Origin of the sequence: Vibrio sp. OPT41, from assembly GCF_015163595.1 — a bacterium.
GTDB lineage: Bacteria > Pseudomonadota > Gammaproteobacteria > Enterobacterales > Vibrionaceae > Vibrio > Vibrio alginolyticus.
In genome coordinates this window covers 18,967-33,385 of record NZ_JADDYH010000019.1, presented here as the reverse complement: position 1 = coordinate 33,385, position 14,419 = coordinate 18,967, and the positions used below count along the sequence as shown (strand labels likewise).

Below are 14,419 nucleotides of genomic sequence, written 5' to 3'. Positions count from 1 at the left end.
CCTTCTTGGCGCAGCCGGGGGCAAACGCGATGAAACGAGCCGGCACCGCGCACTGGTGTAATGCTACGCATCTCGTGATAAGCGATAATCAGCACCCGAGAAACGGCACGTTTTTACGCGCGTCCGACTTGAATCTGCCATTCGAGGGCGAAGCGTTGTCTGACTCCGACCCGTACGTCATCGTGGATGAGCAAAGCGGCGAATTTGGTGTTCATACCCAAGCTGAGGAAGCGGCACTGTTTATCGATAAAACGGTTTCGCTTGCATCGGGCGAAGTGCGCGTAAAATCGTCTCTACAAAGACTCAAAGAAGAGGCGTTCAAATACAGTCTTGAGTTCTACAGCCAACAATGTGAAATCCCTGTCGAACAAGTTGTTGAACTAGCAAAGCGCTTCACCAGTCACGGAACAAAAGCGGTGGTCGATACCCACGGTGGCAACATGCACACCAATGGGTTCTATAACTCGTTTACCATCATGATGCTCAATGCGTTGATTGGTAACATAAATATGAAAGGCGGCGCGATGGCCAAAGCGGGTGGCTACCCAACTTCCGCTGCGGGTCCTCGTTACGACTTCACCAAATTTGCTGGCAAAGTCGGCCCGAAAGGCGTCTTTTTGTCGCGCAGTAAATTCCCCTACCACAAAACCAGCGAATACAAACGTCGCGTTGAGGCAGGTGAATCACCTTACCCAACTCGCGCCCCTTGGTATCCGTTTGCCGCGCCACTGCTGACAGAGCATCTGTCTGCGGCTATTGATGGGTATCCATACCGCGTTAAAGCGTGGATCAACCACATGGCGAACCCGATGTATGGTGTACCCGGATTGAAAACGCTGCTGGAAGACAAGCTTAAAGATCCAAAACAACTCGGTTTGATTGTGTCTGTTGATGCGTTCATTAACGAAACCACCGCGTTGTCGGATTATATTGTACCTGACACGGTCACCTACGAAAGCTGGGGTATGGCAACGCCTTGGCACGACGTTCCGGTGAAAACCGTCACCGCTCGTTGGCCGATTGTGGAAGCGCGAACAGAGAAAACCGCCGATGGTCGTTCGATTTGCTTAGAAAACTTTTTGATTGATGTCGCCAAGAAAATGCAACTAGGCGGCTTTGGTGACAACGCGATTCAAGATGCGCAAGGGAATTGGCACGCTCTCCACAGCGCTGAAGATTTCTACTTACGTTCCGCGGCAAACTTGGCTTATGTGAAAGGCGGGGTGCCTGAAGTTTCGGCAGAAGACATTGCGTGGTCCGGCCTAGAGCGTTTAATGCCAGCCATGCAGAAGACGCTGACAGCGGATGAGATGAAACGTGTGGCGTTTATTTTTGCTCGCGGTGGACGTTTTGAAAATGCAACCGAAGCGTATCAAGGTGAGCAAATGAAGCACAAATGGACACGACCTGTCGCGATATGGAATGAACGTGTCGGCAGCGCAAGAAACACCATGACCGGTGATTTCTACACGGGTTGCCCAACATGGCATCCACAAAAGCTGGCCGATGGCACACCAATGGAAGACCAGTTCCCAAGCTCAGAATGGCCTTTCAGCCTGACGAACTTTAAATCCAACATTCACAGTGCGGTATCCAACCTATCGCCAAGGTTGAACTCGATTAAAGGCGTAAACCCAGTGTACATCCATCCAATCGATGCCGAGCGCGCAGGCATTAAAACGGGTGATGAGTTTGTTATCGAGACACCATCTGCAAGCACCAAAGCACTTGCGATGATAGTCAGCGGAATTCGCCCTGGCACACTCGGATTTGAACATGGATTTGGTCATACCGAGCTAGGACAACGCTCGCACTGGATCGGCGATAAACAACAACCCGTAAAAACTCGCAGCCAAGATGGAGTCAACATTAACGACATCGGATTAATTGACCCAACCCGAGAAGGGAAAGGCGTGTTGTTAGATTGGGTGGTAGGAGCCGCGGCTCGTCAATCATTACCAGCCAAAATCCGCAAAGCGTAACGCCGCACGTTAAGACGTCTCTACCACTTAGAGCTGCCGATTTGTGCAGCTCTTCACCACTTTGTTTTTATCGCTTATAGAACAACCAATAAAAACAAATACGGCCATTTACACTTATTAAATATGTGGAAATCCACAATACCTTTCATTATTGACAAGGCCGACAATATCGTCCAAGTGACTACCAAGTAGCACTTAGACATATAAATAAAAATTAAAGTGAGTCAGCATGTCAAAAATTCTTCCAGTGGTGGTGGCCTGTTTGTTAGCAACCACTATGGGCGCAAGCGCCTCGTCTATTCCGGAAAAAGCCAGCGTATGTAGCGGTTGTCACGGCCAAGATGGCATGGGACAGCCAAATATCGCGCCGATGATCGCTGGTTTAAACGCGAATTATCTCAACACTCAAATCGAACTATTCCTTAGTGGCGAACGCCAAAATGTGGTCATGCAAGGCATGGCGAAGGAACTCAGCGATCCCGCAGACCGTAAGGAAGTTATGGAGTACTTTGCTAACCTCCCGAGCTATGAGTTCACGAATCCAGAACAACGCGGCGACCAAGCTGATATTCGTAACCCGTATCGTAAATTAATTTTCCAAGGCGATTGGGATAGAAATATTCCAGCTTGCGCAACTTGTCATGGAGCCAGCGGTATGGGCGTCGACAAGTTCCCTCGCCTCGCAAGCCAACATGCTGATTACTTAAAAACGCAATTGATGGCATGGAAAAACGGCACTCGCAGTGGCGACCCGCTCAATATGATGGGGACCATCGCAAAAAATCTCACTGACAAAGAGATCGAAAATCTTGCTTACTACTTTGCCTCATTACGTTACTAGGAGCAGTCATGAAACGTTTCTATTCTTTGTTCGCACTGCCTTTCATTTCTACGCTCGTACTAGCTAACGATCCATTACCGGACCGCCAGAAAGAGCTACCTGCGATAGAAAAAGAAAAGCACGGTGAATACTTAAAATCGCGTGATCTCAGCACAATCCCAAACACCGCATTTGGTGAGCAAGTAAAACATGGTTACTCGCTCTTTGTTAACTCACAACAAATGCGCGGAAAATACGTTGGCAACGAACAAAACTGTGTGAACTGCCATATGGAGGCAGGACGAAAAGCAAACGCTGCGCCACTGTGGGCAGCTTACATGGCATACCCTGCATATCGTAAGAAAAACGATCGCGTAAACAGCTATGCTGACCGTATCCAAGGTTGTTTCGAGTATTCCATGAATGGTAAAGCGCCCGCTTACGATTCGCCAGAAATTGTTGCCCTTAGTGCTTACGCCTACTGGTTAGCGATGGGCGGCTTGCTTGACAAACATGGTATGGCGGATGAACCCATTCCAGAGCTAGACGCAAAAGCGTTGCAAATTGGTGGAAAAGCAAAAGACTTCCCGTTGCCCGAAGCCATCGCACAAGCATTACCAATTGAAAATCGAGGTAATCTCTCTGGGCGTGGCTACCCAAAAATCGCCGCCCCTGAGCAAGAACCATCAATAGAGCGAGGCGCACTGGTCTACGAAAAGAACTGTGAAACTTGCCATCGCGCCGACGGTTCTGGCATCAAAGACACCAACGGCCACTCATACATTCCACCACTTTGGGGCGAATATGCGTATAACTGGGGCGCAGGTATGCACCGGATTAACACAGCGGCCTATTTTATTTACGAAAACATGCCGCTTGGGAAAAGTGTGCAGCTGACAGAGCAAGAAGCTTGGGATGTCGCAGCATACGTCAACAGCCATGAGCGTCCACAAGATCCTCGATTCAAAGGCAATGTCACCGCAAACGCGGAGAAATATCACCAACACCAAGGCTATTACGGCAAAACGCTCAACGGTACGCAAGTCGGCTCCAATGCCTTTAAGAGCGGAACGGTCAAGTAAAGTACAACTAAGCACCTTAAATAAAATGCTCTTTTTCCCTGCTCAGATTATCTGGGCAGGGTTACTTACCCTTAAAAACAAGTAATTACCCCCCTCCACAGACAAGCAATATCACATTATTTTCGACTTCCAACATACTCATCTTCGCCGTAAAATCTTGTACCAAACGTGACTTCGTTTATGTCTTAGATCTCTCATATCCTCTAATGCCAAAAGTAAGAAACTCGTAAACTCCTGAATCAAAACAAGCGTGCCTAGTGAAAAAAGAGTATTCTTAAAGCAAATGAATCTAAAACCTACCCGATGAGTATTCAACCTAATTCCCGTCAGTTAATTTCATGCGAAGAGTGCGGCCTTGTTGTTCGCATTCCCGATATCGAACAGGGGCAAAAAGCACAATGTCCTCGATGTTCGCATTCGCTGACTAAAGTGAATGCCAAGCCTTACCAAAGCGTGATCGCCATATCATCGGCATGTTTGATCATGTTAGTGCTAAGCATTTCTTTCCCTTTTATGTCGTTCAGCGTGCAAGGGTTGTCGCAAGAAATCACCTTGTTGCACGCTGCAAAAATGCTGGCTGAGTTTCAAAATGTGCTTTTGGGTGTGCTGTTACTCGCAACAGTTATCGTTTTACCTGCAATCTATGTTGGCCTCATTCTCTTTCTTCACCTTGAAGCATTAAAAGCACGTAAACATACCCCCTCTAAAAAGCAGCAACGAATGGCAAAAGTTTTATGCCGTCTTCTGTTTCGAGTCGAACCCTGGTTAATGGTGGATGTCTTTTTGATTGGCGTGTTGGTCAGCTTAATTAAAATCGCTTCCCTCGCAGACATAGGAATGGGCACTTCATTCTGGGCGTTTTGTGTATATACCGTTCTGGTAGTCAAATGCATATCAATGGTCGACAAAAGCTGGCTCTGGGGGCACTTTATTCCAGCTATCGAGCTATCTAATGTAAAAGAGGGTGATACGCACCATAACCACAACCATATTGGTTGTCATACGTGTCACCAGCTCAACCCTATTGAAGCTAAAAAACACCAACACTGCATTCGTTGTAAAAGCCCTATTCACAAATACAACCCCGCAGACAACTTACAAAAAGCTTGGGCGCTTTTGTTTGCTTCAGTCATTTTCTATATCCCTGCAAACCTCTACCCTATGATGTACACCGTAAGTCTTGGACATGCAGAAGGTTCAACTATCATGGAGGGGGTTATATTGCTTTGGCATTTAGGTTCTTACCCTATTGCGATGGTAATTTTCTTTGCTAGCGTATTTATTCCAATGGCGAAAATGCTGGCACTCGCGTGGCTGTATTACAATGCGCAAAAAGCGCGATATCTTCCGCACGAAGAGAGTATTTCACGCTTAAAGATCTACCGTATAACTGAGTTTATTGGCCGTTGGTCCATGATCGATATCTTCGTCGTCGCGATCTTAGTTGCACTGGTTCAACTGCAAAACTTAATGGCGATTTATCCAGGTCCTGCTGCGCTCTCTTTCGCGGCAGTGGTCATTTTTACTATGCTTTCTGCAATGATATTTGACTCACGTTTGTTGTGGCAATTGCCACAAAACGAAGTGCAGGAGCCGATTTCTGACAACTTAAACGAGAAAGCCAAATATGAGTGATGAGAACAACGTAACCGCTCAAATAAAACCGCAAAAGCAGATTTCTGCGATATGGATTGTCCCGATCCTTGCGCTAGCCATGGGAGCGTGGATGCTGTTCCAATATATCAACAGTACAGGCCCACAAATTACTCTCCAACTGCCAACCGCAGATGGGATTGAGGTTGGCAAAACCGAAATCCGAGCATTGAATGTAAAAGTAGGACTGATTACTGAAGTCACTCTCAGTGAAAATTACGATCACATCATCGCTAAGGCACAAATGAACAAGGATGCAGAACGCATGCTGCGAGATGACACCATGTTTTGGGTTGTGAAGCCTCGTATTGGCCGTGATGGCGTTTCAGGTTTAGAGACCTTGCTCTCTGGCGCTTATATCCAACTTCAGCCGGGTAAGTCTAAGATAGAGAAAGAGCGCTTTACGGTCTTAGATGTTCCCCCAGTCGCCTCTCCTGATGCAGAGGGGTTACGCCTTGTGTTAACACACCGCGAGGCTGGTAAGCTAGGCGTTGGTGACCCCGTCATTTATAAAGGCTTTACGGTTGGTCGTGTAGAGAAAACCAGCTTTGATGTTGACACTCGCAAAGCGTTATACCAACTCTTTATTTTCAAGCCTTATGACAGCTTAGTGCGCACTCGTACCAAGTTCTGGCTGAATTCTGGCGTAGATTTACAGCTCAACGCTGAAGGGTTCGAAGTCAAGTTTGGCTCATTAGAGAGCATGCTAACGGGTGGTGTTACCTTCGATACCGTTCCAGGTCTTGAATCCGGTGAACAGCTCACTGAAAATATGGTCAACTTCCGCTTGTACGATGATATTAAACAACTTCGAGAAGGCATGTACGATGATTATATTGAATTCGTTATGCTTTTTGATGAATCGGTACGAGGACTTAAACGTAAGGCACCTGTCGAATATCGAGGCTTGAGAATTGGTACTGTGATGCGTGTACCAATGCGACTTCCAACCCCAGAAGAGAACTTTTCTGCGAAAAAAATTCCTGTATTGGTACGTATCGAGCTCGGCCGTGTTTATGGCGATTTCCAATCCCAATCTTTACCAATGTTAAAAGATAAATTGAAGAGTGAGTTTGCTAAAGGCCTACGTGGTACTTTAAAAACAGGTAACTTATTAACAGGCGCACTATATGTTGACGCCGACTTCTATCCAAATGACGAGCCTTACGTACCGAGTAAGTTTGCTGATTTAGATGTTTTCCCAACTATGCGTGGTGGTTTTGCGCAGGTTCAGCGCCAAGTGAACGACTTCCTAAATAAGATTAATAACTTACCGATGGAAGAAACGTTAGATTCTCTCAATTCAACGTTAAAAACGTCCGAAAAAACGTTAGCTTCAGCAGAACGCGTGGCGGACAGTATTGATAAACTTTTGAATCAAAAAGAGACGCAAGAGATCCCAACAGATATTCGCCAAAGCTTACAGCAATTACAAAAAACACTCGATGGTTATGGGCCCAACTCAACCATGTACAGCGAAATGGAAGCCACGCTAAAAGAATTAGAAAGCGTAATGACAGAGTTTAAACCCGTACTTAAACAGCTAAACGAAAAGCCAAACTCTCTCGTGTTTGGAGAAGATGAAATCAGTGACCCAATACCAGTTAAAGGCAAAAACTAATGAAACGAGTATTCTTTCTGTCTATCGCGCTATTTGTCGGTCTAACGGGTTGCAGTAGCGCTCCGCAAACTAAAGGAGCTATGTACCTTCTACCTAAGGCGGAACCAGTGACGCTGAGCTCTTCTGATATCGCTCAGCGCCCAACTTTAGTTGTTCGTCCAGTGACATTGGCGAGTTATTTGAATGATAATGGCATTGTTTATCGAACCTCTGAGACCCAAGTTATTCAGGCAAAGCACAATCAATGGGCGCACAGTATTTCTGAGCAAATCACTCAGAGAGTCGTCTCGGAACTACGCCACAAGCAAAGTCATTACTGGCCGGCTGAAATGAATAATCTGTTGGATCAAAGCGGTGAAGCCAAACTACAGCTTACGTTAAATAAATTTAATGGCAGCTACAAAGGTAATATCGAAATTGAGGGGGAATGGTTACTCATTAATGCCGAAGGTAAGGTAGAAAACAGCGCGCCAATACAAATCTCTCAGCCGCTTCAAGATGAGGGCTATGAAGCGCTCGTCAACGCTTTATCCATAGGCATAGAAAGCCTAACCTCAGACATTGCCAAACAACTCTAAGTCAATGTTAATTACAGGGAAGCAAGTTGCTTCCCTTTTTTATGCAGAGTGTAGCGACTTCTACTAAGCTGAAAGCTGACGAAAAGCCGAAAAGGAAATTGGATGAAACCATGTAACCTGCTATCACTCTCCTCACTCATTCTTGTATTACCTACATCAGTAGCGCTCTCAGCCGAGACACAAGAATCTCGTTGGCGAAATAGCATAGAAGTGTACATGCTAGGACTGAATATCCACGGGGATACCAGTATTGGTCGCTTTTCATCAGAGGTGGATGTCGATCCTAAGTTCATAGTAGACCACCTCGATATTGGGGCGATGTTGCGATTCGAGAGTATTTACCAAAGTAAGTGGGGCTACTACATAGATTATAGTTTCATGAACTTAAGTGGTGATGTTAATAATATCAAGGGCGCTCTGCCTAACGCTCGTTATCGTGCGGACATCGAAATACGGCAAGGTGTTCTAGAAGCAAAGGCATTCCAACGCGAACAATATTCATTTGGTAAACTGGATTATATGTTTGGATTACGTTGGTGGGACAATGACATCACCGGCAAGCTGTATCGTAATGACAACCGGGTACTAGAAGATAGACTGTCATTACAAGAAGATTGGGTCGATTTTTTAGTTGGCTTGCGACTCATTGATGAATTGAGTGAAAACTGGCGATTTCATGCCAGTATCGACGCCGGACTTGGCAACGATACTCACTTCACTTATGCCATTCAAACTGGTGTTCGTTATCGCTTTAACGAATGGTCTGATCTCAACTTAGCTTACAAGTCGACCTGGGTCGATTACAAAAATGAAGAGGTATTTGAATATGATACGGCTTCTCAAGGGCTTTTAGTCGGACTTGGCTTTTACTTTTGATCAGGTGAAACCCTAGCCTATATTCAAGCGTTGTAACGTGTACTAGCTCTAGGTACACGTCTAGTGCCGCGTTACAGATGCTTAAATAAGGCAAATTGATCTTCATCAGACTATAAATTGCTCTTCGGTGTTACTCTCTGTCGCAAAATATAAAACCCCACTCTATGACCTCATATAGGTCTTGTTGATAAGGTTCCCGAGTAGCAATGTCGATTAACATTTCCGATTTAACCACCGCCCTAAATAAGGTGGAGCATATTCATAAAGTGCAGCTTGAAAACGTACATCAGTTCTTCAAAGCAAACGAAGCTTTCTCGTTGCAAACATTCAGCCAGCTGATATCAAGCGACTCGCTTGATGATCGATTTAAAACCATCGATAAAGCTTTCTCTTTGCTTGGTGATGCAAAAACCTACCTTTTAGAAGTGTCTTACCTTATTAAGTAAAAAAGAAAGCCCCGATAAAATTCATTACCGGGGCTATCATTTTCTATCTAAACTAATGACTTACAATTTGTAACGATCATCAATTACCGTTAATTCTGGGAAGGTTTTACCCTCGTCCATCGCTTCCTCTGTCTCTTCTTTTACTTGGTTATCAATCCAGAAATTACCGATATCCATTGGATGAAGCACCCATTCTGTCGCTTTTGTCATGCCGTTTTTAGGAATTTTAACCCAGCGCCAATGAGCAACTCGAGAATAAGGCACCATGTAGCCAGGAACGATGATATTTGCTTTGCTGACATAGTTTTGGATTTGATGCGACAAGTCGTAACGCTTCTCCTGATCAAACTCAGAGTCATACGCTTCAATTAACTTGTCTAGCTCAGGGCTGCTGTAGTTGGTGTGAGCATTCGTTTGTGGTCGATTTGCATTATCCGAGTGTAGGTATTCCCAATACGCAGGGATCTCACCAGAGCCCATATTCAAAAACGCTAGCTGATGCTTTTTCTCAAGAATGTATTTAAACGCAGATGAGCCATCCACCAAGTTTAACGTGAACTCAAGACCAGCAAGTTTCGCTTGCTCTTTCAGGTATGCAATACGCGGTGTCCAAGAGTTGTATCCGTAGGTGATGGCAAAGCTCAAGCGTTGGCCCTTGTCGTTAACACGAATACCATCTGCGCCCACTTTGTCAAAGCCCGCTTTTTCGAAGTGTTTAACCGCCGCATCAGCATCAAACTTTGGCGGTGTATTGTTAGGATCATCGTATTCGCCATGACCAAAGCCGAGTCCATGCGGTTTACGTGAATAATCTCCACGCATGATGTTTTCAATCATGCCGTCATAGTCAGTGGCTGCCATAACACCTTTACGCACTTCTAGGTTATCCAACATCGGCATCGCTGTGTTCATCCAAAGACCACCAGCTCCTTGCGGTGCTTCGTTAAAGCCCCAGTACTTTTGGATATAGCCTTTTTTGTACACATCACTATTGGTTTTGTCATGCCAAAAGCTTGGTAGCACCATCTCAAAGTAGTCTAAGTTGCCTTTCTCAAAGTGCTTCATGGCAATATCAGGATCGCGAATTACCTTAATGCGAACCTTTTCAACGTTATAACGGTTTTTATAGTAGCGGTTGTTGTATCCCCACCAATCTTCACCGACATGTTTGAATGTTACGCTCTTACCTTTCTTCACTTGATCAATGTAGTAAGGCGCTGCGGTTGGCTCAGATTTAAAGTTAAACTTTCTGACGAAGTTATCAGGCATGCCATCGTTATTTGCGTCCTTTTCTCCTTCAAAGAAGTGTTCAGGACGAGGCTGAAAACCATTACTTGGCATGTTAATCATAACCATAAGTGAGTCATGACTTTGAGCTACAGCAAGATTGACTTTGATCGTGTAGTCATCAATTTTTTCAACACTCACAATACTGTTTGTGAAGAAGTCGTTATACCACGGGTCGATAATGTCTTTTGACGTGTAGTACTTCATCATAAAGACGTAATCATCTGCTGTAATTTTTTCACCATCTGACCACTCGGCCGTTTCGTCGAGTTTAAAGAATACGGTTTTGTTGTCCTCTCCAAATGCCCATGACTTAGCAAGTTGAGGGATCCATTTGCCAGTATTTGGATGACGCTGAGCCAGTTTTGGTGAACCATCCATTAAGTATTGGCGCAAACCTGAGTTCGCATCTGGACCAACACTTCGTAATGTTTGCGGAAAGCTCTGAATGTAAGTGCGATAGGTGCCACCTCGTACCGCTTCTTCAGAGGCAAATAGAGGTTCGTTGTTGTTTGAAATCCATTCGATATCAGCTGGCAATTCTGCCGCACTCAGTTGAAAACTGGCAGCGGTCAGTGTTGCTAGTACTGAAAATGGCAGTTTTTTAGTCATGTTTCTTCCTTGTTGTGTTTGCGCACTAAGGTCGTAACAAGGAAGACAGCGTGTGAAAGCTCACAGAAAGCTGCGATTTAAAATACGCAGATAGGAAATAATAGGAACGTAATATGAAGTGACGTCCTGCCAGCTTCTATATTAATTTCAAAGAGTTTCACTAGGTCATCCTAGACCTTACAACGCAGTGAATGCATCTTCGCCATAGTATTCTTTAGACATTTGTAACGCAAGCCATCAATAACACATGGTTGCATTTTCGAGGCATCACAGTGAGTTATGTTACAAAAGTGTGATCGGCATAGTACCAAGCCCTACTTTACTCAGAATAAACCGCAGAACCTTTATCTCAATTGGCCCCGATATACCAGTTAAAGCGAGTAAATGATCAGACATAGCTGGTTAAAAGGAATGGTTGTTTACCGCGATCAGTATTTTCATTCGATGTAAAAAGTGAGGCATCTTAGCCTCACTTTTCTCCATACAATCGAGACAGTGCTTACATGTTAGATAAGCTCTCATTGATCGACTTCAGCACTTCTGCAGGATTTGACGCTTGAGTGATAGGGCGACCAATCACAAGATAATCTGAACCTGATTGGATAGCGTCTACTGGCGTCATGATACGGCGTTGGTCACCTTGTTCTGAGCCAGCAGGTCGAATACCAGGGGTCACTAACTTAAATTCTTGGCCTAGTTCGCTCTTCAGTAATGAGGACTCTTGCGCTGAACATACCACACCATCTAAGCCTGCGTTTTTGGTCAAGGTTGCTAGACGAATCACTTGCTCCTGAGGCGCAACATTCAAACCAATACCAGCTAAATCACTTTGTTCCATACTGGTTAGTACCGTTACACCGATAAGAAGTGGACGATCTTTACCATATGGCTCAAGAATTTCACGTGATGCCGTCATCATACGCTCACCACCGCTCGCGTGTACGTTCACCATCCATACACCCATTTCAGCCGCAGCGCGAACTGCTTTCGAACAGGTGTTTGGAATATCGTGAAATTTTAAATCTAGGAATACCGAGAAACCACGTTTATGGAGTTCACGTACAAAATCAGGACCAAATAGCGTAAACATCTCCTTGCCAACTTTTAGTCGGCATGACGCAGGATCAATTCTATCTACAAACGCAAGTGCATCTGCTTGGTTATCATAATCCAGTGCGACAATAACTTTTTGGTCGATCATTTCATCTCCTAACTGTTTTGGTTCTTATTAAATAAAAAGTTAAAAAAATGCAGCGGACAGAAACTCTGCCAGCTGCATTAAGAATTATTCACCATCCAATCCGCGGATTGGCTTGATCGTCCCCCATCCTTTACAGGACGGACAATGCCAATAAAGGGAATGGGTAGAAAATCCACACTTCCGGCATCGGTAATGTGGTTTCACTTTTAACTGTTCACCCACCATCGCTTGTAGTGTTGATAGGCTGTCTTTCGCTCGACCATCTTCTGCTTCTGCAATGTGGTAGTCAATTAAACGGTAGAAGCCCTTCATGGTTGGGTTTTTCAGCAATTGTTTCGTCAGTAACTCTTGAGCAGCCCCAACGTTCTCGTGATGAGCAACTAATTGAGCCAACATCAACTCGGCTGATACGCCTGCTTTCTTATCAATACAAGCTCTCAGAAACTCGACAAGTTCATCTTCCTGACCCAGATGATGATAGCATTCTGCAATAGTTGGCAAGACATCACTGATAAAGTCTTTATCTTGCTCAAGTACCCCCGTCAGATATTTGATGGTGTGCTTATAGTCTTCAGACTCTAGGTAAATTCGTCCCAAAGCAATACTTGCTCGAACACACTTCGGGTCTTCCGCTAACGCTTTTTTAAAATGCTGTATTGCCTTATTAGTATTCCCATCAGCTTGGTCGAGCATGGCTATTTCACACCAAAAATGGGCAATATTTGCACGCATCCTTGAGCGTTTATTACCTAACTTAGCCAATTGGTTCGCGTAATAAATCGCCTTTTCCCATTCTCGTGTTTGCTGATAAATGGTCACTAATTGTTGAAGAGCCGCCTCTTTGTAATCTGGCTCTTCGACTAACTGTTCGAAGATTTTCTCTGCACGATCAAGAAAACCAGAGACCATGTAGTCTTTCGCTAACTGTTGAAGGGCGAGGTTCTTTTGGTCCAGTGTTAAGCCTGAACGAGAAATAAGATTTTGGTGAATTCTGATTGCGCGGTCGACTTCACCACGAGACCGGAACAGGTTACCCAACGCAAGGTGAGTATCAATGGTCTCGTTATCAACTTGGAGCAATTCAATAAAGTGATCGACAGCCTTATCTGATTGGTCAGAGAGCAGCAGATTAAGACCCGTCATATACTGACGAGAGATTTGATGAGATTGCTTCTGCTTGTCTTGCTGAGCGCTGCGATGCCCCATATACCAGCCATACGCAGCAGCTATAGGCAACAACAAGAAGAGTAGTTCAAGCATTAAAGTTAAGCCTTATCCTTATGCCTGTTTTTCAATGGCTGGCTTATCAGCAGCGTTGTTTGATTCAGTTGGTTCGTACTTTTTCAGTTTTTTCTTTAAACGACGGACCTGTAGCTGAGTTTTCAGTTGGATGCTACCAAAGATAACCCACGCTAAAGCAAAGCCAACCACAAATACTACACCTAATAGCGTAGACAAGTGGAACTCTCCTTTTGCTAGAAGATAGTTAAAAGTCACGAGCTCTTGGTTTTGGGAACCTAACGCCAATGCAATTAAAAAGAGAGCTAAAACAGCAACGATTTTTATAATTTTCATGTTACATCACCCTTCTAGGAGTAAGTCGGTAAGATTATGCAGGAAAATGCTTCTTCAGACTACGTATATTAGCAATAATCTATACCCAAGTAACCTCAAGATGCTTAGTTTGTAGACATGCTTAGAAGTTAAAGTTATTTGGGTATAGAAAGCAGCAAGGAAAACGGCTGAATCCACAATTAGATTAGTAAACGATCTTGGATGTATGACTAACTTGGATACATTACAAAAAAGCGGCATACACAAACGTATGCCGCTTTTTTCAAACTAATAAGAGTGCATTAACCAATATTTACACGCTCACGAAGTTCTTTACCAGGTTTGAAATGTGGAACGTATTTACCTTCCAATTCCACTTTATCGCCCGTTTTAGGGTTACGACCTACGCGAGGCTCGCGGTAATGAAGAGAAAAACTACCAAAGCCACGGATCTCGATACGGTCACCGCTCTCTAGTGTAGAGGCCATGTGCTCTAAAATATCTTTTACAGCATCCTCTACCTCTTTCGCTGATAAGTGTGTTTGCTCAGCGCAGAGTCTTTCAATCAGTTCAGACTTAGTCATAGTTGCCCTCTTTGAGTATCTTTATCACTTATTATAGTAAGTAATACTAATTCCAACAAACACTTGCTGACAATTCTAGACAAATTTTATGCAAAATGCGCAATGAAGAAATGCCTTTTATTA

Annotated in this window: 13 protein-coding genes; 8 read left to right on the top strand and 5 right to left on the bottom strand. The window is 44.4% G+C overall.

Going from position 1 to position 14,419, the window contains the following annotated elements; genetic code table 11:
* The 8 genes from IQP38_RS26375 to IQP38_RS11025 form a co-directional block, all read left to right on the top strand.
* Window positions 1-1,982, top strand: a 1,982-nt coding sequence (locus tag IQP38_RS26375) for a molybdopterin dinucleotide binding domain-containing protein (protein WP_228010045.1), incomplete at its 5' end; no start/stop codon positions are given.
* A 277-nt stretch (window positions 1,983-2,259) separates the two neighbouring features.
* On the top strand, window positions 2,260-2,823 hold the full coding sequence (locus IQP38_RS11055; RefSeq protein ID WP_370687796.1) for a c-type cytochrome: 564 nt from the start codon (window positions 2,260-2,262) through the stop codon (window positions 2,821-2,823).
* 8 nt (window positions 2,824-2,831) lie between these two features.
* The gene (locus IQP38_RS11050; protein ID WP_193837572.1) at window positions 2,832-3,884 is read left to right on the top strand and encodes a c-type cytochrome; all 1,053 of its coding nucleotides are present in this window, start codon (window positions 2,832-2,834) and stop codon (window positions 3,882-3,884) included.
* A 303-nt stretch (window positions 3,885-4,187) separates the two neighbouring features.
* Window positions 4,188-5,519 (top strand): paraquat-inducible protein A, encoded by a 1,332-nt coding sequence (locus IQP38_RS11045; protein ID WP_054729239.1) that lies wholly within the window; start codon window positions 4,188-4,190, stop codon window positions 5,517-5,519.
* The gene (gene pqiB / locus IQP38_RS11040) at window positions 5,512-7,158 is read left to right on the top strand and encodes an intermembrane transport protein PqiB (RefSeq protein ID WP_017821656.1); all 1,647 of its coding nucleotides are present in this window, start codon (window positions 5,512-5,514) and stop codon (window positions 7,156-7,158) included. The genes IQP38_RS11045 and pqiB overlap by 8 nt, the downstream gene beginning before the upstream one ends.
* Window positions 7,158-7,736, top strand: a complete 579-nt coding sequence (locus IQP38_RS11035) for a PqiC family protein (protein ID WP_193837571.1) — start codon at window positions 7,158-7,160, stop codon at window positions 7,734-7,736. The genes pqiB and IQP38_RS11035 overlap by 1 nt, the downstream gene beginning before the upstream one ends.
* A 102-nt stretch (window positions 7,737-7,838) precedes the next feature.
* Complete coding sequence (locus IQP38_RS11030; RefSeq protein WP_017633868.1) at window positions 7,839-8,612, top strand: hypothetical protein; 774 nt, start codon at window positions 7,839-7,841, stop codon at window positions 8,610-8,612.
* Between the two features lie 206 nt (window positions 8,613-8,818).
* Window positions 8,819-9,058 carry a hypothetical protein gene (locus tag IQP38_RS11025; protein ID WP_005385812.1) on the top strand — a complete coding sequence of 80 codons (240 nt, stop codon included), beginning with the start codon at window positions 8,819-8,821 and terminating at the stop codon, window positions 9,056-9,058.
* Between the two features lie 60 nt (window positions 9,059-9,118).
* On the opposite strand, the gene IQP38_RS11020 is transcribed toward IQP38_RS11025, so the two are convergent.
* The 5 genes from IQP38_RS11020 to ihfB form a co-directional block, all read right to left on the bottom strand.
* Window positions 9,119-10,957, bottom strand: coding sequence for an extracellular solute-binding protein (locus IQP38_RS11020; protein WP_017633867.1), 1,839 nt, complete (start codon window positions 10,955-10,957; stop codon window positions 9,119-9,121).
* Between the two features lie 499 nt (window positions 10,958-11,456).
* Window positions 11,457-12,158 carry an orotidine-5'-phosphate decarboxylase gene (gene pyrF, locus IQP38_RS11015; protein WP_005376667.1) on the bottom strand — a complete coding sequence of 234 codons (702 nt, stop codon included), beginning with the start codon at window positions 12,156-12,158 and terminating at the stop codon, window positions 11,457-11,459.
* An 84-nt stretch (window positions 12,159-12,242) separates the two neighbouring features.
* Window positions 12,243-13,418 (bottom strand): lipopolysaccharide assembly protein LapB, encoded by a 1,176-nt coding sequence (gene lapB / locus IQP38_RS11010; RefSeq protein ID WP_005376665.1) that lies wholly within the window; start codon window positions 13,416-13,418, stop codon window positions 12,243-12,245.
* An 18-nt stretch (window positions 13,419-13,436) separates the two neighbouring features.
* Window positions 13,437-13,733, bottom strand: a complete 297-nt coding sequence (locus IQP38_RS11005; protein WP_005376663.1) for a LapA family protein — start codon at window positions 13,731-13,733, stop codon at window positions 13,437-13,439.
* Window positions 13,734-14,014: 281 nt separating this feature from the next.
* A complete protein-coding gene (gene ihfB, locus IQP38_RS11000) occupies window positions 14,015-14,296 on the bottom strand; it encodes an integration host factor subunit beta (protein ID WP_005385816.1) in 282 nt (93 codons plus the stop codon).
* Window positions 14,297-14,419 lie beyond the last annotated feature (123 nt).

Coding starts and splice junctions, on each gene's coding strand:
- IQP38_RS11005 (WP_005376663.1), bottom strand. CDS start 13,733: ATGAAAATTATAAAAATCGTTGCTGTTTTAGCTCTCTTTTTAATTGCA.
- ihfB (WP_005385816.1), bottom strand. CDS start 14,296: ATGACTAAGTCTGAACTGATTGAAAGACTCTGCGCTGAGCAAACACAC.
- IQP38_RS11030 (WP_017633868.1), top strand. CDS start 7,839: ATGAAACCATGTAACCTGCTATCACTCTCCTCACTCATTCTTGTATTA.
- IQP38_RS11035 (WP_193837571.1), top strand. CDS start 7,158: ATGAAACGAGTATTCTTTCTGTCTATCGCGCTATTTGTCGGTCTAACG.
- IQP38_RS11020 (WP_017633867.1), bottom strand. CDS start 10,957: ATGACTAAAAAACTGCCATTTTCAGTACTAGCAACACTGACCGCTGCC.
- IQP38_RS11055 (WP_370687796.1), top strand. CDS start 2,260: ATGGGCGCAAGCGCCTCGTCTATTCCGGAAAAAGCCAGCGTATGTAGC.
- lapB (WP_005376665.1), bottom strand. CDS start 13,418: ATGCTTGAACTACTCTTCTTGTTGTTGCCTATAGCTGCTGCGTATGGC.
- IQP38_RS11050 (WP_193837572.1), top strand. CDS start 2,832: ATGAAACGTTTCTATTCTTTGTTCGCACTGCCTTTCATTTCTACGCTC.
- pyrF (WP_005376667.1), bottom strand. CDS start 12,158: ATGATCGACCAAAAAGTTATTGTCGCACTGGATTATGATAACCAAGCA.
- pqiB (WP_017821656.1), top strand. CDS start 5,512: ATGAGTGATGAGAACAACGTAACCGCTCAAATAAAACCGCAAAAGCAG.
- IQP38_RS11045 (WP_054729239.1), top strand. CDS start 4,188: ATGAGTATTCAACCTAATTCCCGTCAGTTAATTTCATGCGAAGAGTGC.
- IQP38_RS11025 (WP_005385812.1), top strand. CDS start 8,819: ATGTCGATTAACATTTCCGATTTAACCACCGCCCTAAATAAGGTGGAG.